Source organism: Neorhizobium galegae (assembly GCF_021391675.1).
Lineage (GTDB): Bacteria > Pseudomonadota > Alphaproteobacteria > Rhizobiales > Rhizobiaceae > Neorhizobium > Neorhizobium galegae_B.
The window spans coordinates 3,511,940-3,532,815 of sequence record NZ_CP090095.1 but is presented as its reverse complement, the minus strand read 5'-3'; the positions used below and the strand labels follow the sequence as shown (position 1 = coordinate 3,532,815).

General features: G+C 62.0%; 16 protein-coding genes. 10 read left to right on the top strand and 6 right to left on the bottom strand.

Going from position 1 to position 20,876, the window contains the following annotated elements; genetic code table 11:
- Window positions 1–63 precede the first annotated feature (63 nt).
- Together ligD and LZK81_RS17550 are read right to left on the bottom strand one after the other, a co-directional pair.
- Window positions 64–2,580, bottom strand: coding sequence for a DNA ligase D (gene ligD / locus LZK81_RS17555; protein ID WP_233954071.1), 2,517 nt, complete (start codon window positions 2,578–2,580; stop codon window positions 64–66).
- 2 nt (window positions 2,581–2,582) lie between these two features.
- Window positions 2,583–3,431 carry a Ku protein gene (locus LZK81_RS17550; RefSeq protein WP_233954070.1) on the bottom strand — a complete coding sequence of 283 codons (849 nt, stop codon included), beginning with the start codon at window positions 3,429–3,431 and terminating at the stop codon, window positions 2,583–2,585.
- A 207-nt stretch (window positions 3,432–3,638) separates the two neighbouring features.
- Between LZK81_RS17550 and LZK81_RS17545 the strand changes: the two genes are divergently transcribed.
- Window positions 3,639–4,130, top strand: a complete 492-nt coding sequence (locus LZK81_RS17545) for a sigma-70 family RNA polymerase sigma factor (protein WP_233956602.1) — start codon at window positions 3,639–3,641, stop codon at window positions 4,128–4,130.
- A 110-nt stretch (window positions 4,131–4,240) separates the two neighbouring features.
- Here the strand turns inward: LZK81_RS17545 and LZK81_RS17540 are convergent, their stop codons facing one another.
- Window positions 4,241–4,966, bottom strand: a complete 726-nt coding sequence (locus LZK81_RS17540) for a glutathione S-transferase (protein WP_233954069.1) — start codon at window positions 4,964–4,966, stop codon at window positions 4,241–4,243.
- A 178-nt stretch (window positions 4,967–5,144) separates the two neighbouring features.
- Between LZK81_RS17540 and LZK81_RS17535 the strand changes: the two genes are divergently transcribed.
- The gene (locus tag LZK81_RS17535) at window positions 5,145–7,487 is read left to right on the top strand and encodes a glucose/quinate/shikimate family membrane-bound PQQ-dependent dehydrogenase (protein WP_233954068.1); all 2,343 of its coding nucleotides are present in this window, start codon (window positions 5,145–5,147) and stop codon (window positions 7,485–7,487) included.
- A gap of 73 nt (window positions 7,488–7,560) precedes the next feature.
- On the opposite strand, the gene LZK81_RS17530 is transcribed toward LZK81_RS17535, so the two are convergent.
- Complete coding sequence (locus LZK81_RS17530) at window positions 7,561–7,836, bottom strand: BON domain-containing protein (protein ID WP_233954067.1); 276 nt, start codon at window positions 7,834–7,836, stop codon at window positions 7,561–7,563.
- A 52-nt stretch (window positions 7,837–7,888) separates the two neighbouring features.
- Window positions 7,889–9,832: a hybrid sensor histidine kinase/response regulator gene (locus tag LZK81_RS17525; protein ID WP_046604399.1), complete on the bottom strand. Its 1,944-nt coding sequence runs from the start codon at window positions 9,830–9,832 to the stop codon at window positions 7,889–7,891.
- Between the two features lie 275 nt (window positions 9,833–10,107).
- Here LZK81_RS17525 and LZK81_RS17520 point away from each other — a divergent pair, with 275 nt between their 5' ends.
- The 3 genes from LZK81_RS17520 to LZK81_RS17510 all read left to right on the top strand — a co-directional run bounded on the left by LZK81_RS17520 (window position 10,108) and on the right by LZK81_RS17510 (window position 15,120).
- On the top strand, window positions 10,108–10,710 hold the full coding sequence (locus LZK81_RS17520; protein WP_046604400.1) for a TetR family transcriptional regulator: 603 nt from the start codon (window positions 10,108–10,110) through the stop codon (window positions 10,708–10,710).
- A gap of 70 nt (window positions 10,711–10,780) precedes the next feature.
- On the top strand, window positions 10,781–11,938 hold the full coding sequence (locus tag LZK81_RS17515; RefSeq protein ID WP_233954066.1) for an efflux RND transporter periplasmic adaptor subunit: 1,158 nt from the start codon (window positions 10,781–10,783) through the stop codon (window positions 11,936–11,938).
- A gap of 26 nt (window positions 11,939–11,964) precedes the next feature.
- Entirely contained in the window at window positions 11,965–15,120 is a 3,156-nt protein-coding gene (locus LZK81_RS17510) for an efflux RND transporter permease subunit (RefSeq protein ID WP_046604402.1), read from the top strand.
- Here LZK81_RS17510 and LZK81_RS17505 read toward each other — a convergent pair.
- Complete coding sequence (locus LZK81_RS17505; protein ID WP_046604403.1) at window positions 15,069–16,055, bottom strand: LysR family transcriptional regulator; 987 nt, start codon at window positions 16,053–16,055, stop codon at window positions 15,069–15,071. The two genes, LZK81_RS17510 and LZK81_RS17505, sit on opposite strands and share 52 nt — an antisense overlap.
- Before the next feature lie 181 nt (window positions 16,056–16,236).
- Here LZK81_RS17505 and LZK81_RS17500 point away from each other — a divergent pair, with 181 nt between their 5' ends.
- From LZK81_RS17500 to LZK81_RS17480, 5 genes are read left to right on the top strand one after another with little or no spacing between them, the layout of a single operon-like run.
- Window positions 16,237–17,451 (top strand): ABC transporter substrate-binding protein, encoded by a 1,215-nt coding sequence (locus tag LZK81_RS17500; RefSeq protein WP_233954065.1) that lies wholly within the window; start codon window positions 16,237–16,239, stop codon window positions 17,449–17,451.
- Window positions 17,451–18,233 (top strand): ABC transporter ATP-binding protein, encoded by a 783-nt coding sequence (locus LZK81_RS17495; protein WP_233954064.1) that lies wholly within the window; start codon window positions 17,451–17,453, stop codon window positions 18,231–18,233. The genes LZK81_RS17500 and LZK81_RS17495 overlap by 1 nt, the downstream gene beginning before the upstream one ends.
- Window positions 18,233–18,934, top strand: a complete 702-nt coding sequence (locus LZK81_RS17490) for an ABC transporter ATP-binding protein (RefSeq protein ID WP_046604406.1) — start codon at window positions 18,233–18,235, stop codon at window positions 18,932–18,934. Before LZK81_RS17495 ends, LZK81_RS17490 begins: the two co-directional genes overlap by 1 nt.
- Window positions 18,935–18,938: 4 nt before the next feature.
- A complete protein-coding gene (locus tag LZK81_RS17485) occupies window positions 18,939–19,826 on the top strand; it encodes a branched-chain amino acid ABC transporter permease (protein WP_046634394.1) in 888 nt (295 codons plus the stop codon).
- 1 nt (window position 19,827) lies between these two features.
- Window positions 19,828–20,826 (top strand): branched-chain amino acid ABC transporter permease, encoded by a 999-nt coding sequence (locus LZK81_RS17480; RefSeq protein WP_233954063.1) that lies wholly within the window; start codon window positions 19,828–19,830, stop codon window positions 20,824–20,826.
- Window positions 20,827–20,876: the final 50 nt, after the last annotated feature.

Below are 20,876 nucleotides of genomic sequence, written 5' to 3'. Positions count from 1 at the left end.
CCCTGCCGGGCATCTCCCCCGCAAGGGGGGAGATTGGCAAGACGCAGCCTCTCATCTCAGCCTCTACCGCTTCTTCTTCCCGTTGAACTCAATCACCGCTTCCGCCTTGCGAAAATCTCCCCACGGATCGTTCGTCTGCTGGGCGATGCGCGCAGGCGCATTGGTAACCGTGAAATAGTTGGGGCCGATCGCTCCGCCGAGTTCGTCCCATTCGACCGGCATGGAGACTGGTGCGCTAGGCCGGGCACGGGTGGAGTAGGGCGCCACGGCGGTATTGCCGCGCCCGTTGCGCAGGTAGTCGATGAGGATCTTGCCGCTTCGCTTCGACTTGGTGATCGTCGAGACATATCTGTCTGGATCGTCGCCGGCCATGCCGTCGGCCAGCGCCTTCATTGCCGCTTTCACCTCCGGCCATTCCGCCTTGGGTTTGACGGGTGCGACGACATGCAGGCCCTTGCCGCCCGAAGTCTTGACGAAGGCCACCAGCCCCATGTCCTCGAAACGACGCTTCACGTCATGCGCCGCGGCAATGATGTCGGTCCAGGATACGCCTTCGCCGGGGTCGAGGTCGATATTGACCATGTCCGGCTTTTCCCAGTCGTCGAGGTTGGAACCCCAGGGGTGGATTTCCAGTGTCGCGCCCTGAACAAGGCCGAGCAGCCCGTCGAGGTTGCGGATGGTGATGTCCTCTTCCGCCGGATCGGCCGGGTCCTTCACCAGTACGGCATTCTCGGTCATGCCCTTCCAGCCGTGTTTCTGGAAGAAAAGCTGTTTGCCGATGCCGTCGGGTCCACGTACCAGCGCCAGCGGGCGATTGACGACGAAGGGCGCCATCAGCCGCCAGACTTCGGTGTAATAGTCGGCAAGCCCGGCCTTGGTCACGCCGGCATCCGGCCAGTAGACCCGGTCCGGATGGGTGAGATTGACCGTCCGCTTCGGCGGCTTCGGTTCTTCCACTGAATTCACTGGCCCGCCCTCCCGGACGATATCCCTCGGGTCCTTGTCTTCCCGCAAGCCCCGGAAGGCCGCATGGCGGATATGCGCATCCGCCGTCCAGCCGCGGAACTCCACTTCCGCCACCAGCTCGGGCCGCACGAAAACGACATCCTTCTTTTCCACCCCGGCAAGCTTTTCGTCAAACGGGCTTTCGTCGGCCTGGATCTCGGTGAGGCTCTTGAAGAGCGATTGCGCCACGGCGTTGGAATAGCCGGTGCCGACCCGGCCGGCATGCCGCAGCTTTCCCCTGTCGTAATATCCCATGACCAGCGATCCGATCGCCGTCCTGGAAACGGAGGAGGGGGCAAAACCCGCGACCACGAATTCCTGACGGGCCGAACATTTCGACTTCACCCAGTCGCGGCCGCGGCCGGGGCGATAGGGCGCTTCCGCGATCTTGGAGATGATGCCTTCGAGGCTCAGCCGGCACGCATGTTTCAGCACCAGCCCGCCTTCGTCGCCGAAATGCTCGCTGTAGCGCAGCGCCGGGCCGCTGCCTATCAGCAGCGTTTCGAGCGCCTCCTTGCGCTTCAACAGCGTGGCGCCCGTCAGGTCGTAACCGTCGAGATGCAGCAGGTCGAAGGCGTAGAAGGTGAACCGGTCGTCCCGGCCTTCGCTGAGGTCCTGTTGCAGCAGGGAAAAATCGGTGGCGCCGGAACCCGCTTCGACCGCTGCCTCGCCATCGACGATCGCCCTGGAAGCGGCGAGTTTTCCGAATTCCGTGATGATTTCGTCTCCGAACTTGTGCGTCCAATCCAGCCCGGTGCGCGTCAACAGCTTCACCTTGCCATTTTCGACACGGGCCTGCAGGCGATAGCCGTCGAGCTTGATCTCGTGGACCCAGCGTTTGCCCGACGGCGCGCTCTTCACCAGCGTCGCAAGCTGCGGCTCGACGAAATCCGGGAGCTCGGCTTTCCGGGCTCCCCTGATATTCGAAGCTGCGATGTCGGACTTTTCCGGTTCTGGATCGGATTTCGCCTTCGCTTTCGGTTTGGCCGTATTCTTTGCCGGCGGTGCCTTGCGGCCCCAGATTTCGTCCAGCGTCTTGCCCGACTTCACCGAAAGCGGCATTTCGTCGAGAATGTCCTTGTCGCCCTCGGCGCGGGCGAATTCGTCCTCGCCCTTCACCAGCAGCCAGTTCTCGTGTTTTTCGCCTTGCCTCTGGGCCATGCGGATCAGGTGCCAGCGGCCTTCCAGCTTCTCGCCCTTCAGCTCGAATTCCATATGGCCTTTCTTATAGCCCTTGTGAGGATCGCCGATGGGTTCCCAGGTGCCCCGATCCCAGAGCAGCACGGCGCCGGCGCCGTAATTGCCTTTCGGGATCATGCCTTCGAAACCGCCATAGTCGAGCGGGTGGTCTTCCACATGCACCGCAAGCCGCTTTTCGCCAGGCACGAAGCTCGGGCCGCGGGTGACGGCCCAGCTTTTCAGGACGCCATCCATTTCCAGCCGGAAATCGTAATGCAGGCGGGTGGCGTCGTGTTTCTGGATGACGAAACTGTTGCCGGTCGCCTTGGCCTTGCGACCGCGGGGCTCCGGAGAGGCCTCGAAGTCCCGCTTCTGGTTATAGGTTTCGAGCGCCATGATCAGCTCGCCTTTCTCTGCGGGGCGGCAGTCTTACGAGATACGGTTTTCTTGGCGGGGTTCTTCGATGCAGTCTTCTTGTCGCCGGCGCTCTGGCGCAGCGCATCGAGCAGGCTGGAAACCTTCTTCGGTTCCGGCTTCGTCTTCTTCTTGAGCTTGCGGCCCTCGATCTTGGCCTTGATCAGCTCCGCGAGCGCCGCCTCGTAGCGGTCGTCGAACTCGGCCGGATCGAACTCGCCGCGTTTGGTTTCGATGATGTGCTCTGCGAGGTCGAGCATCTCGCCGTCGATCTTGAAGGTCTTGATGTCGGAGAAGATTTCCTTGGCCGGCCGGACCTCGTAGTCGTAGTTGAGCGTGCTGGCGATCATGCCCTTTTCGCTCGGGCGGATAAGCACCGTCCGGAGCCGCCGGAAGAGCACCGTGCGGGCAAGTGCTGCGACATTCTTCTCCCTCAGCCCCTTGCGGATCAGCTCGAACACTTCTGCTGCAGGCTTGTCGGCCGGCGCCAGATAATAGGGACGGTCTATAAAGATGGTGTCGATGCCGTTGCAGGGGATGAAGGTCTCGAGTTCCAGCGTCTTGTCGCTCTCCGGCACCGCTGCCTTCACTTCGTCAGGCTCCAGGAAGACGTATTGGCCGCTCGAAACCTCGTAACCCTTGACGATGTCCTCGCTTTCGACCTGCCTGCCGGTGTCGGCATCGACCATCTGGCGATGGACGCGGTTGCCCGTCTCCCGGTTGATGATGTGAAAGCTGACGCGGTCGGATGTCGAGGCGGCCGTATAGAGGGCCACCGGGCAACTCAGCTCTCCAACCTTCAGGTACCCTTTCCAGTTTGCACGCGGTGCCATATGAGAACTCCCGGCAGAACTCCATGAAAGTCCTATCAACAGGCGTGCCGGGCGCTTTGTTCCGCGTGGGGAAAGAAGTGGTCTTCTCACGAAGATGAACAGGGCATTCATCTCAGCGGAACCAAATACGCAAGGCATGCGTTTGCCCCCGTCATTCCAGCAGCCATGAAGACTTCGGAGAGGTAGGCAACGGTGTCTGAATCACAGTTGAATGGTGATCCTGCACGTGCAGACATAGTAAGGCTTATTCCGGCTCTCCGCGCATTTGCCCGTACTTTCTGCCGCAATCCCAGCGATGCAGACGACTTGGTGCAGGAGACGCTGATGAAGGCGCTCGCCAATCTCGACAAGTTCGAGCCGGGCACCAAGCTGAAGAGCTGGCTCTTCACCATTATGCGCAACACCTTTTATACGCGCATCAAGGTGCTTGGCCGCGAGGCGCCGGGGATCGAGGAGAACATCTCCGGGGATACGCCGGTAGCGGCGAGCCAGGAGGTTGCTGCTCGGGCGCGGGAAGTTCAGCGGGCGCTTCAGAAACTGCCGCCGCATTATCGTGAAGTGCTGACGCTGGTCGCGATCCTCGGAGAAAGTTACGAGGCGGCGGCGGAGATTTGCGATTGCGCGGTGGGCACGGTGAAGAGCCGCCTAAACCGAGCGCGGCATCAAATTCTGCAGGAACTGGGAGAAGAAACCAACTGAGCTGCCGCATCGCGACAGCTTTTCTTTGGAGGTCGTCATGAAGTTCACATTGATCGCGGTGGCGATCGTCCTGGTGACGATCGCCCCGATTTTCGCGTTTATCTAGCCGATCAGAGCGGATCCTGGTCGAGGTCAGGGTAATGCCGGAATATGCCCGACTCGTTGAAGGCGAGCCGGCGCTTCGACTTCAGATAGGCTTCGATATTCGGACGTCCGGCGACCGCGTCGCGCAGCTTGGCGACGTTTGGATAATCGCCGTCGAAGTTTTTCATGGCGCGCGGGAAGGCGTAGTTGAGGCCCTCGGCGAGCTGGAAGAGCGACAGGTCGACATAACTCAGGGCTTCGCCCACCGCATGGCCGTTCTTTGCGGGATTTGCGGTGATGATGCGATCGAAATAGCCGATAAATTTCGGCACACGGTGCTTCAGAAAGGCCCTGGAACGAGCCTTGGCCTCCTGCCGCTGATCCTCGTAATAATCGGCGGTGCTGATCGGGTGGTGCGTGTCGTGCACTTCCGTAATGAAATCGGTGATCGTCAGCTGCAGCCCGTGGGCGAAGAGCCGGGATTTTTCGTCCTCCGGCACCAGATTCAGCTTCGGCCCGAGATAGTTGAGGATGTTGGCGACATGCGAGACGATCAGGTCGCCATCTTTAAGGAAGGGTGGTGCGAAGGGCATGTCGTAGCCGTGTTTGCCGTGGATATGGTCCATCATCTTTCCTGTGCCGCGATCGGTACGGGCAACATCCACATAGTCAGCTCCGGCCTCTTCCAGCGCCAGCCGCACAAATTCGCCGCGGCCCTGAAGGCCGTCCCAATAATAAAGTTCGTAGGTCATTTCAGTTTCGGACTCCCTTAAGCGAAGGCACAACCGGCTTGCCGGTGTGACTGTTCCTTTAAATCTGCATGACGGCAGCACAAGTTGGAACTTTTGCACAGAGGTTGGGTTGAAGGCTCGGATGGTGTCGCGACGTTTTTCGCGCCCGGCAGTTTCGCCTTTGGACAGGGTTTTGAATATGGCTATCAGGATTACCGCGATCCTTTTCACGTTGATCGGGGTGGCGCTGGCCATCGGCGGCGGGCAGCTGGTGATGCTCGGCGGCAGCGCCTACTACATCATCTGCGGTCTCGGCTTCGTGCTGACCGCCATCCTGCTTTTCCTCAGAAATGCCATGGCGCTCAGGGTCTATGCCGTGCTGGTACTGGCCTCGCTTGCCTGGGCGGTTTGGGAAGTCGGCCTCGACTGGTGGCAACTCGGCCCGCGCGGCGGGTTGATCATCCTTCTCGGCCTCTGGCTCTTGACCCCTTGGGTCCGCACCCCGCTCGGCTTCGCGAGCCCGACGGGCATGCGCTACGGCGCAAGCGCCCTGCCGCTCGGCATTTCGCTGATGATCGCGATCGTTGTCGCTGTCGTCTCGATGTTTCTTGATCCGCACGACCAGAGCGGCGAGCTTCCGGAACAGTCCGTCGCCGCGGCTCCGCCGATGGGTGGCAACGTGCCGCCCGGCGAATGGCACCAGTATGGACGCACGCCTTTTGGGCAGCGTTACTCGCCGCTCGACCAGATCAAGGTCGACAATGTCGCTCACCTCACGGAAGTGTGGCGCTACCAGACCGGCGACGTGAAGCGGCCTGACGATGTTGGCGAGACGACCTATCAGGTGACGCCGCTCAAGGTCGGGAATTCGCTCTATCTCTGCACGCCGCACAATCTTGCAATCGCGCTCGACGCCACGACCGGCAAGGAGAAATGGAAATACGACCCGAATTCCGGCATGAACCCCGACCGGCAGCACCAGACCTGCCGCGGCGTCAGCTATTACAAGGACGCGGCTGCCGCAGCCGGCAGTCCGTGTGCGGAACGGGTTTATCTGCCGACCTCGGACGCGCGGCTTATCGCGCTCGATGCCGCGAACGGTCAGGTCTGCACCTCCTTTGCCGACAACGGAACGCTGCAGCTCACCAGCGGCATGCGGTACAATCCGGCCGGTTACTACTACTCGACTTCGCCACCGGCGATCGCCGGCAACAAGATCATCATCGGCGGGGCGGTCAACGACAACTATTCCACCCAGTCGCAGTCCGGCGTCATCCGCGCCTTCGACGTCAACACCGGGCAGCTGATCTGGAACTGGGATTCGGGGAACCCATCTCAGACGCAGCCGCTGCAGCCCGGCCAGACCTATACGACGAACTCTCCGAACAGCTGGTCGGTGTTCAGCGTCGACGAGGAACTGGGCCTCGTCTATATCCCGCTCGGCAACCAGGTGCCCGACCAGCTCGGTATGGGCCGCAGCGAGAATGTCGAGAAATATTCCTCCTCGATCGTCGCGCTCAATCTTAATACCGGCGCCGATCGATGGGTGCGCCAGACGGTGCATCACGATCTATGGGACATGGACGTCCCCGCCCAGCCGGTTCTCCTCAACATCACCAGGAAGGACAATACGGTGGTGCCGGCGCTGGTCGGTCCGACCAAACAGGGCGACATCTACGTGCTCGACCGGCGCACCGGCGAACCGATCATCCCGGTCACCGAGGAACGGGCACCCGGAGGTGCCATCCCGGAAGATCGTACCGCGCCGACGCAGCCGACCTCGGCCTTGTCGTTCAAGCCAAGGCCGCTCGAGGAACGGGACATGTGGGGCATCACAATGTTCGACCAGATGGTTTGCCGCATCTGGTACCACCAGTACAACTATCTCGGCCGATACACCCCGCCGTCGCTCAAGGGGACGATCGTCTATCCCGGCAATTTTGGCACGTTCAACTGGGGCAGCGTCGCGGTCGATCCGGAACGGCAGGTGATGTTCGGCATGCCGACCTATCTCGCCTTCACCTCGAGGCTGGTGCCGCGCGCGGATATTCCGCCCAAAGGCCAGGACGAAAAAGCCAGCGAGCAGGGCCTCAATCGCAACGAGGGCGCGCCATATGGCGTCTTCATGGGGCCGTTCCTCGGACCGCTGCAGATTCCCTGCCAGGCGCCGCCGTGGGGCTACGTCTCGGGCGTCGACCTCAGGACCGGCCAGATCGCCTACAAACACCGCAATGGCACGGTCTATGACATGACGCCGCTGCCGCTGCCCTTCAAGCTCGGTGTTCCCGGCATCGGCGGGCCGATGATCACCAAGGGCGGCGTGGCGTTCCTCGGCGCTGCGGTCGACAACTACCTGCGTGCCTACAACCTCACCAACGGTCGCGAACTCTGGAAGGCGCGGCTGCCGGCCGGAGGCCAGGCGACGCCGATGACCTATGCGGTCGACGACGGCCGCCAGTTCGTGGTGATGGTGGCCGGCGGACACGGTTCGGTCGGCACCAAGCCCGGTGACTACGTAATCGCCTACGCGCTGCCGCGATAAGGCAGGCCCGAACAAAAAGGCCCCGAGCGTCCGACGCCCGGGGCCTTTTTCGTTCATCATCGGTGTCGGGAGGTCACCGCGGGCGGGTAAAACGGAGTCCGTTGCGCACGGTGGCCACTCCGGCGACGCCGAGTGCAACCTCCTCGGCTCGAGCAATCTCGCTTTCCAATTGGACTGTCCCGCTCAACGTGATCTCGGATCCACTGGCGATGACGGCGACGTCGCTTGCATCGATACCGCCGGCAGACGCCAGCGCATCGGAGACCGCCCCTTCGAGCGTTGCGCTTGGCGGAAATTCCGCCTCGACCTCAGGGGACGTCTCGTGAAAATGCTGATGCTTGAAGACCATTGTCGTACTCCGTTCTGGCACGGCACGACAACGCATGGAGAGGGCGATTGGTTCAGCGCCCGCCGGCGAGAACCGTGGCGATGATCTCCTCAAGCTGGTTCTGCGAGAAGGGTTTCGGCAGTCGCGGCAGGCGGTTGTCGCCGCCGGTGGGCAGTTCGGCGTAGCCGGTTGCCAGCACCACGGGAAGGCCTGGTCTTTCTTCGCGGATGACGGCGGCCAGTTCCGAGCCGGTCATGCGCGGCATCGAATGATCGGTGATCACGAGATCGATGTCATGGGCGCCGCTTCTCAGTTCCTTCAGGGCATCGGTCCCGCTATAGGCCTCGATCACGGTGTGGCCGAGATCCTCCAGCATCAGCGTGGTGTTCATCAGGACAAGCGCGTCGTCATCGACGGCAAGAATGGTCAGGCGTCCTCGGGGAGTTGCAACTGGTGAAGGCATTTTCTTCTCCGAAGACTGCGGACAATCGTTTGCATCTGCCGCAGGCAGATAGAGCGAAACAGTGGTGCCCTTGCCCTTTTGGCTTTCGATATCGAGTTTGCCGCCCGACTGCTCGGTCAGGCCCTGCACCATGGAAAGTCCGAGCCCCGTCCCCTTGCCGACACCCTTGGTCGTAAAGAAAGGCGTCGTCGCGCGGATCAGGGTCTCCTCGTCCATGCCTTCGCCGCTGTCGGCGACCGAGAGCCGAACATATCGGCCGGGCTTCAGCCTATCGGTCTTCTCGTCGGCCGAATACTCCTCGGCATTGATGACGATCGTGCCGCCGCCGGCCATCGCGTCTCGGGCGTTGACGACGAGGTTCAGAAGCGCGGTCTCGAGCTGAACCGGGTCGCTCGCGACGTACGGCAGGTTTTCGGCAAACCGGGTTTCCACGGAGGCGGAGGCGCTGAGCGAGCGCTGAACGAAATCCATCATGCCGCCTACGAGTGCCGGCACGTCGATGGCCTGCATGTTCAATTCCTGTCGCCGGGAGAACGCCAGCATGCGCTGGGTCAGCGCGGCACCCCGTTCGGCACCCTGAATGGCATTGTCCAGCAGAGGCGTCAGCGCCGGATCGTCGGGCAGGCGTTTCTTCAGGATTTCCAGGCTGCCCAGCACGGCCATGAGCAGATTGTTGAAGTCGTGGGCGACACCACCGGTGAGCTGGCCGATCGCCTCCATCTTCTGGGATTGGAAAAGTTCCTCGCGCGCCTGGGTGAGAGCCTTCTGCGCCTCGACTTTTTCAGTGATGTCGCGCGTGATCTTGGCGAAGCCGAGAAGCGTGCCTTCCTCGTTGCGGATCGCATCGATGATCACATGCGCCCAGAAACGTGTGCCATCCTTGCGCTGCCGCCAGGCTTCCTTCTCGAATCGGCCCTCGCGCCGTGCGGTCTCCAGGCTACGGTTGGGTTCGCCGCGCTCGCGGTCCTCCGGCGTGTAGAACTTTGAAAAATGCTGGCCGACGATTTCGTCCGCCGTATAGCCCTTGATGCGCGCGGCACCCGCGTTCCAGTTGCTGACACAGCCGTCCGGGTCGAGCATGTAGAGAGCATAGTCGGTGACCCCTTGGACGAGGAGCCGGAATTTCTCCTCGCTCAATCGGAGCTCCGTTTCGGCTTTTTTCCGTTCGGTCAGGTCGCGGGTCACCTTGGCGAAGCCGAGAAGCTCGCCGGAGCGGCCCCAGATCGGGTCGATGATGACATGAGCCCAGAAGCGGCCGCCGTCCTTGCGGACCCGCCAGCCTTCCTTTTCGAAGCGGCCTTCTGTCGCAGCGGTCCGCAGAGCGTGCTCGGGCGCCCGCGCCAACCGGTCTTCCGGGGTATAGAAGCGGGAAAAGTGTTCGCCGAGGATTTCCCAGGCCTCGTATCCCTTGAAGCGCTGGGCGCCGGGATTCCAGCTGACGATCTTACCCTCAGGGTCAATCATGTAGATCGCATAGTCGGTGATGGCGTCTACGAGAAGACGATAACGTTCCTCTTCAAGCAACGTAACGTCGTAACTTTGCGGCACACTCATCAATTGTCCCCGGCCCACGAAGTTTGTCGTCTAATGCGCTGTAACAACGAATAGTTGTGACTGTGCAACAGGATCATTACTCTTCCCCGGCCCACGAAGCCCGTGGTCTAACGCGACATAATGTCCAAGTCCCATTTTTGGTTCCCTGTTTCCCAAACTTTTTATTTTACGCCCCAAGCGGCGGCGAGCCGACAAGGGTTGACGGATGACAGGTTTTCCTTTACGACTGACGAAAGATGAAAATCGTCATACGTAAAACGAAAGACTTCAGCGGTATGGATACCAACGAAAATACGCTGGACACGTCGCGGCAGGACAATATCACCCGCATCCTCGATGCGGCGGAGCGGCTGTTCAAGCACTACGGCTATACCAAGACCAACGTTGCCGACATCGCCCGCGATCTCGGCATGTCGCCAGCCAACATCTACCGTTTCTTCTCGTCGAAGGCGGACATCCACAAGGCGCTGGCACATCGGATGTTGGAAGCCAGCCGTGCTGTGGCGCGCGCCAATGCGGCCCGTCCGGTCAGTGCGGCGGAGCGTCTGCGCGACCATTTCCTACAGCAGCATCAGATCACGGTGGAAACCTTTCTACATGAAAACAAGGTCCACGAGATGGTGGTCATTGCCATCGAGGAACAGTGGTCCGTCGTTGAGGATCATATCAAGCAGTTGCAAGCGATCGTCGCCGATGTCATCCGCGAGGGTATCGCCGTCGGCGAATTTCGTGAGCAGGATGCCATTCTTGCATCGGAGTGCATGTGTGCCGCTGTCGTCACGCTCTGCCATCCGCAGATCGTCGCGGAATGCTTGATCGAGGACCGGCGCATGATGCCGGCCGATCTCGTCGACTTCGCCCTCAGGGCCCTCAAGTAAACACTGACGCCCACTCCCATTGTTTACAGGGGCGTCTTGATCGAAAACCCGCCACCAGGAGTGCGGAACCATGTTTTTCGTAAAGACCAGACATAATGTCTCGTTTCTCATCAAGGGCCTTTTAGTCGCGACCGCGTTCGGCGCGCTGACGGCCTGCTCGGAAGAGAAAAAAGCCGAAGCACCGGAAGTCGTCCGCCCGGTCAAGGTGACCGAGGTTGCCGCTGCCGATCACGGCCGCAGGCTTCAATATTCCGGCTCAGTCAAGGCGCGCACCGAAATGAACCTCGGCTTCCGCGTCGCCGGCAAGATCACAGAGCGGCTCGTCGATGTCGGCCAGCGCGTTCGCCCCGGCGATGTGCTCGCAAAGCTTGACGCCGTCGATTACCAGCTCGCGGTGCGTCGCGCCGAGGCCGATCTCGCCTCCGCCCAGAAGCAGGTGGAAATCTCCGGCCTCGCCCGTCGCCGGGCCGAGACGCTTGCCGAGAAGAGCATTTCCTCTCAATCGCAGTTCGAACAGGCGCAACTCGCCAACGACCAGGCCATTTCGCAAAGGGAATCGGCCCAGTCGGCGCTCGACCAGGCTCGCAACCAGGTCGCCTATACGGAATTGAAGTCGGACCAGAACGGCATCGTCACCGCGGTTAGCGCCGATATCGGTCAGGTGGTCGCGTCCGGCACGCCGGTTCTCTCCGTCGCCGTTGAGGGCAGCAAGGAAGTGCAGATCGCCGTTCCGGAAATGGACGTCGCTCAGTTCAAGCCGGGCAAGACGGTGAAGGCCCGTTTCTGGTCGGCCACCGATCTCGTGCTCGACGGCAAGGTCCGCGAAGTGGCCGGCAGCGCCGATGCGCAATCGCGCACTTTCGCGGTTCGCGTCAGCCTGCCTGAGGATACGCGGGTCCTGCTCGGCATGACCGCGACGATCGAGGCGGACGAAGACAATGCCGTCGCGACCTATGCCGTTCCGCTTGCCGCGCTTTCCAAGAAGGACGGCCAGTCCGTCGTCTGGATCGTCGACCGGGGCAAGGGCACCGTCAACTCACGCACCGTCAAGGTCGCCGATTTCTCCGACGACGGCGTTCGTGTCGCCGACGGCGTTGCCAAGGGCGACCTCGTCGTCTCGGCCGGCACGCAGTTTATGAAGGAAGACATGAAGGTCAAGCTGCCGGAAAACATTGCCTCACGCTTCGGCAGCGTCAGCAGCCTTACCACCGCTTCGCTCGCGCCCTGATCGCCCGGCTTAAAGGACCCAAGACCATGAGCTCCTCTCATCAGGCAAATCCCCCGGAAAAGGGCCGGTTCAACCTGTCCCGCTGGGCGATCGCCCATCCGAGTATCGCCCGTTTTCTCTTCGGCCTCATCATCGTCATGGGTGCGCTCGGCGTCATGAACATGGGGCAGAAGGAAGACCCGGACTTCACCTTCCGCGTCATGGTCGTGCAGACCGTCTGGCCCGGCGCCTCCATTCAGGAGATGCAGGACCAGGTCGTCAACAAGATCGAGCGAAAGCTGCAGGAAACCCCGCATCTCGACTGGGTCAAGTCCTATACCCGCGCCGGCGTGGCGATCACAACGGTACAGATCAAGGGCGACACCAATACCGCCGAGGTCAACGACGCCTTCTACCAGGTCCGCAAGAAGATCGGGGACATCACCCAGGATCTGCCGGCCGGCCTGCTCGGTCCGTATTTCAACGACGAGTTCGGTGATACCTACATCACCCTTAATTCGATCAGCGGCGAAGGCTACAGCTATCCTGAGCTGAAGCAGTTCGCGATCGAGGCCCGCGACATGCTGCTCGCCACGCCCGGCGTCGAAAAGGCGGTCATTCTCGGCGACCAGCCGCAGAAGATCTTCATCGACGTATCGTCGAAGGCGCTCGCCGAGCGCGGCCTCACCGTTCTCAACATCCGCGACGCGCTGTCCGGCCAGAACAATATCGATCCAGCCGGGAGCGTTCAGACCGCCGATCGGTCGGTGCGGATTGCGGTCGAAGGCGGCGTCACCACCCCGGAAGACATCCGCGAACTGCGCCTCAAGGCCGGCAGCCAGGTGATCCGGCTCGGCGATATCGCCACCGTCACCGCCGGCCTCGAAAACCCCTATCAGCGCAAGTTCCGTTTCAATGGCCACGACAGCGTCCAGGTTGGCGTCGTCATGGCGAAGGGTTTCAAGGTAACCGACGTCGGGCACGAGATCGAAGCCACCTATGAGCGCTTCGAACAGACGCTGCCGGTCGGCGTTTCCGTCGAGCAGGTCTCCAATCAGCCGGAAGTCGTCACCGAAGCGGTCGGCGAATTCACCCAGGCCCTGCTGGAGGCGCTCGTCATCGTCCTCATCGTCTCGCTGATCTCGATCGGCTGGCGTTCGGGCATCGTCATCGCCATCACCATTCCGCTGGTTCTGTCAGCCACGTTCGCGATCATGTTCTACATGGGCATCGAGCTGCAGCGCATCTCGCTCGGCGCGCTGATCATCGCGCTCGGCCTGCTCGTCGACGATGCGATGATCGTCGTCGAGATGATGGAGCGGAAGCTGGAGGAGGGGCTCGCACGCCTCGATGCCGCCACCTTCGCCTACTCGTCCACCGCCTTTCCGATGCTGACCGGCACATTGATCACCACCGCCGGCTTCATCCCGGTCGGGTTCGCCGATTCCACCGCCGGCGAATACGTGCGCTCGCTGTTCTACGTGGTGGGCATCGCGCTCGTCGTGTCGTGGTTCGTGGCCGTCTATTTCACTCCCTGGCTCGGCTACATGATCCTCAAGCAGCGGGCGCACGCAGGCACCCATCACGATGCCTACGACACCCGTATGTATCGCGGCGTCCGGCATGCGGTCGGCTGGTCCGTGCGTCACAAGGCGATCGTGCTGCTTCTCACTCTCGGCGCCTTCGTCGGCAGCCTGTGGTCGTTCCAGTTCATCCCGCAGAGCTTCTTCCCACAGTCCTCGCGGCCGGAGATCCTGGTCGACATGTGGCTGCCGGAAGGCACGGCGATCGAGGAAGTCGAACGCCAGGCGAAAGCCCTTGAAGACAAGATCCTGCCCGACGCGGACAAGACCTTCGTCGCGACCTATATCGGCGAGGGCGCGCCGCGCTTCTTCCTGCCGCTCGACCAGCAGCTCCGCAATCCCAACTACGCGCAGCTCCTGATCATGTCGAAGGACGTCGAAGCCCGCGAGCGTCTGATCGTCAAGCTGCGCGCCATCCTTGCGCAGGACTTCCCGACCGTGCGCGGCAAGGTCGACCGCCTGTTCCTCGGCCCGCCGGTCGGCTGGCCTGTTCAGATGCGCGTCACCGGCCCGGATCCGGCGGAAGTGCGCCGCATCGCGGACCAGGTCAAGGAACGTTACCAGCAGCAGCCGCTGTTCGGCGCGATCCATGACGACTGGATGGAGCCGGTGACAGCCATGAAACTGGTCATCGACCAGGATCGCGCCCGGGCGTTGGGCGTCACTTCGCAGCGTGTCCGCCAGATGCTGCAGACAGCAGTCTCCGGCGCTCCGGTCAGCGACTTCCGCGATGGCGAGGAAACCGTCTCGATCGTCGTCCGCGAGCCGGATGCAACCCGCAACCTGCTCTCGGCGGTCCAGTCGGTCTATGTACCGACGGATTTCGGCGGCTTCGTCCCGGTCTCGCAGATTGCCAAGGTCGTGCCGGTCCTCGAACAAGGCATCGAATGGCGCCGTGACCGCCTGCCGACCATCACCGTCAAGGCAACGCTCCCGGATGGCGTCGAACCGACCCAGGTATCGATGAACCTCTACAGCAGCATGGCCGACCTGCGCGCCAGCCTGCCTGCCGGCTATCATGTCGAGATCCAGGGCGGTGCGGAAGATGCGGCCGAAAGCCAGAACTCGATCGCTGCCAAGGCGCCGATCATGCTCCTGGTCATCCTCGTGCTGCTGATGATCCAGCTGCAGCATTTCGGCAAGGCGATGCTGGTGCTGGCGACCGGCCCGCTCGGTATCATCGGCGCTGCCATGGCGCTGCTCATGACCGGTGCGCCGTTCGGCTTCGTGGCGATCCTCGGCGTCATCGCCTTGCTCGGCATCATCATCCGCAACTCGATCATCCTGGTCGACCAGATCGACCAGGACATCGCGGCCGGCATGGAGCGGATGGAGGCGATCGTCGGCGCGGCCGTACGCCGTTTCCGGCCGATCATGCTGACGGCGCTGACAGCCGTGCTGGCGCTGTACCCGATCTCGCGCGGCGTGTTCTGGGGGCCGCTCGCCTACGCAATGATGGGCGGCATCCTGGTTGCGACCGTGCTGACCATCCTTGTCCTGCCGGCCGCCTACGCCCTCTTCTTCGGCCGCGAGCCCAAGAAGAACAAGGACGACCGGTCGCCCGCCAATCAGGGCGACCTCTTCGAAAGCCGTGACGACCTGCCGATGGCAGCGGAGTAACGGCGAGCGCCTTCCTCGGGAGCCTGGTAACTCCTGAGGAAGGCGTCCTGATTTGCTTTGACGGACTGGAAGATATAGTCCCTGACCATCCGCACCCGGGGGATCTGGCTCAGGTCACGATGGCACATCAGCCAGTAGCCGCGCCTCAGTTCCACCTCGTCCGGCAGCACGATTTCGAGATCCGGCCGCGTGCGGGTGATGAAGTTCGGCAGCACGCAAAGACCGAGACCGTTCAGCGTCGCGGTCAGCTGCGCAAAGATGCTGGAGCTCTGGAAACGCGCCTTGATGCCCGGATGGACGTCGCCAAGATAGTCGAGCCCGGGCGCGAAGATCATGTCCTCGATATAGCCGATGAAGGGGTGCGACAGCAGATCCTGCCGGTTGCGGATCGGACCGGCCTTGGCCAGGTAGGATTTCGCGCCGTAGACGTTGAGACTGTAGTCGGTGAGCTTTTCCGTCAGATAAGGCCCGTCCTTCGGCGGATCGAGCGAGACGGCGATATCCGCTTCCTTGCGCGACAGCGACATGATCTGCTGGATCGTCACCAGTTCCAGCGAGATGTTCGGATGGCTGTCGCAGAAGCTGCGGATCTTGTCGGCGAAGAAGAAATTCGCAAACCCCTCCGGGGTGCTTAAGCGAACGACGCCACGCTGCGCCGTGGTGCCGGAGGCGACATCCGCCTGCAGCCGGTCGGCCTCGGTCTCGATGCGCTCCGCCGTCTCGATGAAGCGCTGCCCCATGCCGGTCAGGACATACCCACGTGGATTGCGCTCGAACAGTTTGACCTTGAGGGCGAACTCCAGCCGGTCGATGCGCCGGGACACGGTGGCGTGGCTGGTGCGCAATTGACGTGCCGCGGTGGACAGCTGTCCACTGCGCGCCACGGCCAGGAAATATTGCAGATCGTCCCAGGTGAAGTTCTGATTGGTGCTCAATTCGTTCCCGTCTGTTCAAAAATGCACAGATGCTGTTTGCAATTAATTACAGCGGCCTGCTTGCGTCAACGGCCGTTTTCCTGAACCATGCAATCCGGAGCAGCCGCTTTGAGGAGAGCGGCTCACCAATTTTGAACAGACCCTTCAAATTTTCTGGGCCTATTCTCTGGGAGGAGAAATTATGCACAAGTCAATTCTGACGTCATTTGTAACGTCCCTGGCCGTCGTTCTCGCAAGCAGCGCGGCATTCGCGCAGAGTGCGTCCGACAACAAGGTCAAGATCGGCATCCTGAACGACCAGTCCGGCGTCTATTCCGAGTTCGGCGGCAAGTCGTCGGTCGAGGCGGCCAAGATGGCGGTCGAGGATTTCGGTGGCAAGGTTCTTGGGGCTTCGATCGAGATCGTCGATGCCGACCATCAGAACAAGGCGGACATCGCCTCCAACATCGCCCGCCAGTGGTACGATACCCAGCAGGTCGATGCGATCATGGAGCTGACGACCTCGTCCGTCGCGCTCGCCGTTCAGGCGATCGGCAAGGAAAAGAAGAAGATCGACATCGTCACGGGCGCGGCGACCACCGATCTGACCGGCAAGGCCTGCAGCCCCTACGGCTTCCACTGGGCTTATGATACGCATGCGCTGGCGGTCGGTACCGGCGGCGCGCTCGTCAAGCAGGGCGGCGACAGCTGGTTCTTCCTCACCGCCGACTATGCCTTCGGTTATTCGCTCGAGCAGCAGACCGGCGACTTCGTGAAATCCTCCGGCGGCAAGATCGTCGGCGCGGTCCGCCATCCGCTCGCCACCACCGATTTCTCGTCCTTCCTGCTGCAGGCACAGTCCTCCGGTGCCAAGGTCGTCGGCCTTGCCAATGCCGGCCTCGACACGGCGAACGCCATCAAGCAGGCGGCGGAGTTCGGCATCACCGCCGGCGGTCAGCGCCTCGCAGCACTGCTCTTCACGCTCGCCGAAGTGCACGGCCTCGGCCTGCAGGCGGCCCAGGGCCTGACCCTGACCGAGGGATATTACTGGAACCTCGACGACAAGAGCCGCGAATTCGCGAAAAAGTTCTTCGCCCGTACCAAGAAGATGCCGAACATGGTTCATAGCGGTACCTACTCGGCCGTCACGCAATATCTGAAGGCAATCCAGAAGGCCGGCAGCGACGACGCGGATGCCGTCTCCAAGGCACTGCACGAAATGCCGGTCGACGATTTCTTCGCCCGCGGCGGCACGGTCGCCAAGAACGGCCGGATGATCCACGACATGTACCTGCTGCAGGTCAAGAAGCCGGGCGAAAGCAAGGAACCCTGGGATTATTTCACCGTACTCGCCACCATCCCGGGCAAGGACGCCTACATGGATCCCGCCAAGAGCGGCTGCGAACTGGTGAAGTAATGGCGGTTTCCGCGACAGCAAAACAAGAAGAGCCGCGGGTGGTATTGTCCGCCCGCGGCCTCTCGAAAAGCTTCGGCGCCTTCATGGCGGTGAAAAACGTCGATCTCGACGTCCATCACGCGCGCGTCCATGCGCTGATCGGCCCGAACGGCGCCGGCAAGACGACCGTCTTCAACCTGCTTACAAAATTCCTGCAGCCGACGGCGGGTTCGATCACGCTTCTGGGCACGGACATCACCAAAACTCCGCCGGACAGGATCGCCCGCATGGGGCTGGTCCGCTCCTTCCAGATTTCGGCGGTCTTTCCGCATCTGACGGTGCTCGACAACGTGCGCATCGCGCTGCAGCGACCGAACGGTCTCTCGACGCAGTTCTGGCTGCCGGTCTCCTCGCTCGACCGGCTGAATGCGCGGGCCGACGAATTGATCGAGTCGGTCGGCCTGAAGCGCGAACGCAATGCGCTCGCCGCCGACCTTTCCTACGGCCGCAAGCGCGTGCTGGAGATCGCCACGACGCTGGCGCTCGATCCCAAGGTGCTGCTGCTCGACGAACCGATGGCCGGCATGGGGCAGGAGGATATAGGCACCGTTTCCAACATCATCCGCGAGGTGGCGAAGACCCGCGCGGTGCTGATGGTCGAGCACAATCTCTCCGTCGTCGCCGACATCTGTCACCACGTGACGGTGCTCCAGCGCGGGGAGATCCTCGCCGAGGGCGACTACGCCGAGGTCAGCCAGGACCCGCGGGTGCGCACCGCCTATATGGGCACGGAGGAGGCTTGATGGCACCGTTGTTGCAAGTTTCCAACCTCAATGCCTGGTATGGCGAAAGCCACGTCCTGCACGGCGTCGACATGACGGTCGGCGAGGGCGAGACGATCACCATTCTCGGCCGCAACGGCGTCGGCAAGACGACGACGCTCAGGACCATCGTCGGCATCATCCGCGAGCGGAAAGGCGAAATCCGCTTTGCGGGCAAGGATATGCTCGGCGTGCCGCTGCATCGCACGGCGCATAACGGCATCGGCTTCGTGCCGGAAGAGCGCGGCATCTTTTCGACTTTGACCGTCGAGGAAAACCTGATGCTGCCGCCGGTCGTGGCTGAAGGCGGCATGTCGCTCGAAGAGATCTACGAGCTCTTCCCCAACCTTGAGGAGCGCCGCTCCAGCCCCGGCACCAAGCTTTCCGGGGGCGAGCAGCAGATGCTGGCGATCGCCCGCATCCTGCGCACCGGCGTCAAGCTGCTGATCCTCGACGAGCCGACCGAAGGCCTGGCGCCGGTCATCGTGCAGCGGATCGGCGAGGTGCTGAAGACGCTGAAGGAGCGCGGCATGACGGTGCTCCTGGTGGAGCAGAATTTCCGCTTCGCGAGCCGCGTCGCCGACCGGTTCTATCTGATGGATCACGGCCGGATGGTGGCGAATTTCCCGGTCGGCGAGCTGCCTGATCGCATGGACATGTTGCACAAGGTTCTGGGAGTGTGACGCTATGACGATGATCTTCGGCATACCGCTTCAGGCCTTTCTCGGGCAGCTCCTGATCGGCCTGATCAACGGGTCCTTCTACGCGCTCCTGAGCCTCGGCCTTGCGGTCATCTTCGGCCTTCTGCGCGTCATCAACTTTGCCCATGGCGCGCAGTACATGCTCGGCGCCTTTGCGGCGATGCTGATGCTGGAGTATTTCGGCATCAACTACTGGGCCGCGCTGATCCTCGGGCCGATCGTCGTCGGCCTGTTCGGAGCCATCATCGAACGAACGATGCTGTCACGGCTCTACGATCTCGATCCGCTCTACGGCCTGCTCTTCACGTTCGGCTTGGCGCTGACCATCGAGGGCACGTTCCGCTACCTCTACGGCGCGGCCGGCCAACCCTATTCGGTGCCGGCGCAGCTTGCCGGGGGCACCAATCTCGGTTTCATGTTCCTGCCGATCTATCGCGGCTGGGTGGTCGTCGTGTCGCTGGTCGCCTGCATCGGCACATGGCTGCTGATCGAGAAGACCAAGCTCGGCGCCTATCTTCGCGCCGCGACCGAAAATCCGGTGCTCGTGCAGGCTTTCGGCGTCAACGTGCCGGTGCTCCTGACGCTGACCTACGGGCTCGGTGCGGCGCTCGCCGCCTTTGCCGGCGTGCTGGCCGCGCCGATCTACCAGGTCTCGCCGCTGATGGGCTCGAACATCATCATCGTCGTTTTCGCGGTGGTCGTGGTCGGCGGCATGGGCTCGATCATGGGCGCCATCATCACCGGCTACATGCTCGGTATTGCAGAGGGCCTCACCAAGGTGTTCTATCCGGAAGCGTCCAATATCGTGATCTTCGTGATCATGGCAATCGTGCTTCTACTCCGGCCAGCCGGCCTTTTCGGACGGGATGCGTGAGATGAGCGAGATGACCCAAACCGCCGCCAAGCCGCATATCGAGCGCTCGGCCACCGCTTCCAGGACCTACACGATCTTCGTGATCATCGGCCTGGCGGCTCTGATCCTCGCGCCGATGTTCTTCTATCCAATCTTCCTGATGAAGCTCTTGTGCTTCGCGCTATTTGCATGCGCCTTCAACCTGCTGCTCGGTTATACCGGGCTCCTGTCCTTCGGCCACGCGACTTTCTTCGGCGGCGCGGCCTATTTCACCGCCCATGCGGTCAAGGAATGGGGCTTTCCGCCGGAACTCGGTATCCTGACCGGCGTCGTGGGCGCAGCATTGCTCGGGCTGATCATGGGGTTCTTCGCGATCCGCCGGCAGGGCATCTATTTCGCGATGATCACGCTCGCTCTGTCGCAGATGTTCTTCTTCTTCTGCCTGCAGGCGGAGTTCACTCAAGGCGAGGACGGCATCCAGTCGGTGCCGCGCGGCCATCTGTTCGGTTTCATCGATCTCAACAGCTCGACCAATATGTATTACTTCGTGCTGGGCGTATTCCTGATCGGCATGGTGATCATCTGGCGGTTCATCAACTCGCCCTTCGGCATGATCCTCCGGTCGATCCGCGAGAACGAGCCGCGGGCCATTTCGCTCGGCTACTCTGTCGCCCGCTACAAGCTCGGGGCCTTCGTGATGTCGGCGGCCTTAGCGGGCCTTGCGGGCGGGTTGAAGTCGCTGGTCTTCCAGTTCGCGACGCTCACGGATGTCGCCTGGCAGATGTCCGGCGAAGTGATCCTGATGACGCTTCTCGGCGGTATCGGCACGCTGATCGGGCCGATCTTCGGCGCTGGTCTGGTGGTCACGCTGCAGAACTATCTGGCGACGTCGCAATTTCCGGTGACGATCGTCACCGGCGTGATCTTCATGGTCTGTGTCCTCGTCTTCCGGCGGGGCATTATCGGGGAATTCTACGCCTCCCGGCTCGGCCGGAAGCTCGGTTTCGAGCATAGACGATAAGATAGAGGGAGGGTGCAGGGATGCGGCTTGCGGGCATGGTTCGCAGGGCG

Bases quoted from the DNA above. Each gene is read 5' to 3' on its own strand.
- ligD (WP_233954071.1), bottom strand. From the start codon at position 2,580: ATGGCGCTCGAAACCTATAACCAGAAGCGGGACTTCGAGGCCTCTCCG.
- LZK81_RS17550 (WP_233954070.1), bottom strand. From the start codon at position 3,431: ATGGCACCGCGTGCAAACTGGAAAGGGTACCTGAAGGTTGGAGAGCTG.
- LZK81_RS17540 (WP_233954069.1), bottom strand. From the start codon at position 4,966: ATGACCTACGAACTTTATTATTGGGACGGCCTTCAGGGCCGCGGCGAA.
- LZK81_RS17535 (WP_233954068.1), top strand. From the start codon at position 5,145: ATGGCTATCAGGATTACCGCGATCCTTTTCACGTTGATCGGGGTGGCG.
- LZK81_RS17530 (WP_233954067.1), bottom strand. From the start codon at position 7,836: ATGGTCTTCAAGCATCAGCATTTTCACGAGACGTCCCCTGAGGTCGAG.
- LZK81_RS17525 (WP_046604399.1), bottom strand. From the start codon at position 9,832: ATGAGTGTGCCGCAAAGTTACGACGTTACGTTGCTTGAAGAGGAACGT.
- LZK81_RS17520 (WP_046604400.1), top strand. From the start codon at position 10,108: ATGGATACCAACGAAAATACGCTGGACACGTCGCGGCAGGACAATATC.
- LZK81_RS17515 (WP_233954066.1), top strand. From the start codon at position 10,781: ATGTTTTTCGTAAAGACCAGACATAATGTCTCGTTTCTCATCAAGGGC.
- LZK81_RS17510 (WP_046604402.1), top strand. From the start codon at position 11,965: ATGAGCTCCTCTCATCAGGCAAATCCCCCGGAAAAGGGCCGGTTCAAC.
- LZK81_RS17500 (WP_233954065.1), top strand. From the start codon at position 16,237: ATGCACAAGTCAATTCTGACGTCATTTGTAACGTCCCTGGCCGTCGTT.
- LZK81_RS17495 (WP_233954064.1), top strand. From the start codon at position 17,451: ATGGCGGTTTCCGCGACAGCAAAACAAGAAGAGCCGCGGGTGGTATTG.
- LZK81_RS17490 (WP_046604406.1), top strand. From the start codon at position 18,233: ATGGCACCGTTGTTGCAAGTTTCCAACCTCAATGCCTGGTATGGCGAA.
- LZK81_RS17485 (WP_046634394.1), top strand. From the start codon at position 18,939: ATGACGATGATCTTCGGCATACCGCTTCAGGCCTTTCTCGGGCAGCTC.
- LZK81_RS17480 (WP_233954063.1), top strand. From the start codon at position 19,828: ATGAGCGAGATGACCCAAACCGCCGCCAAGCCGCATATCGAGCGCTCG.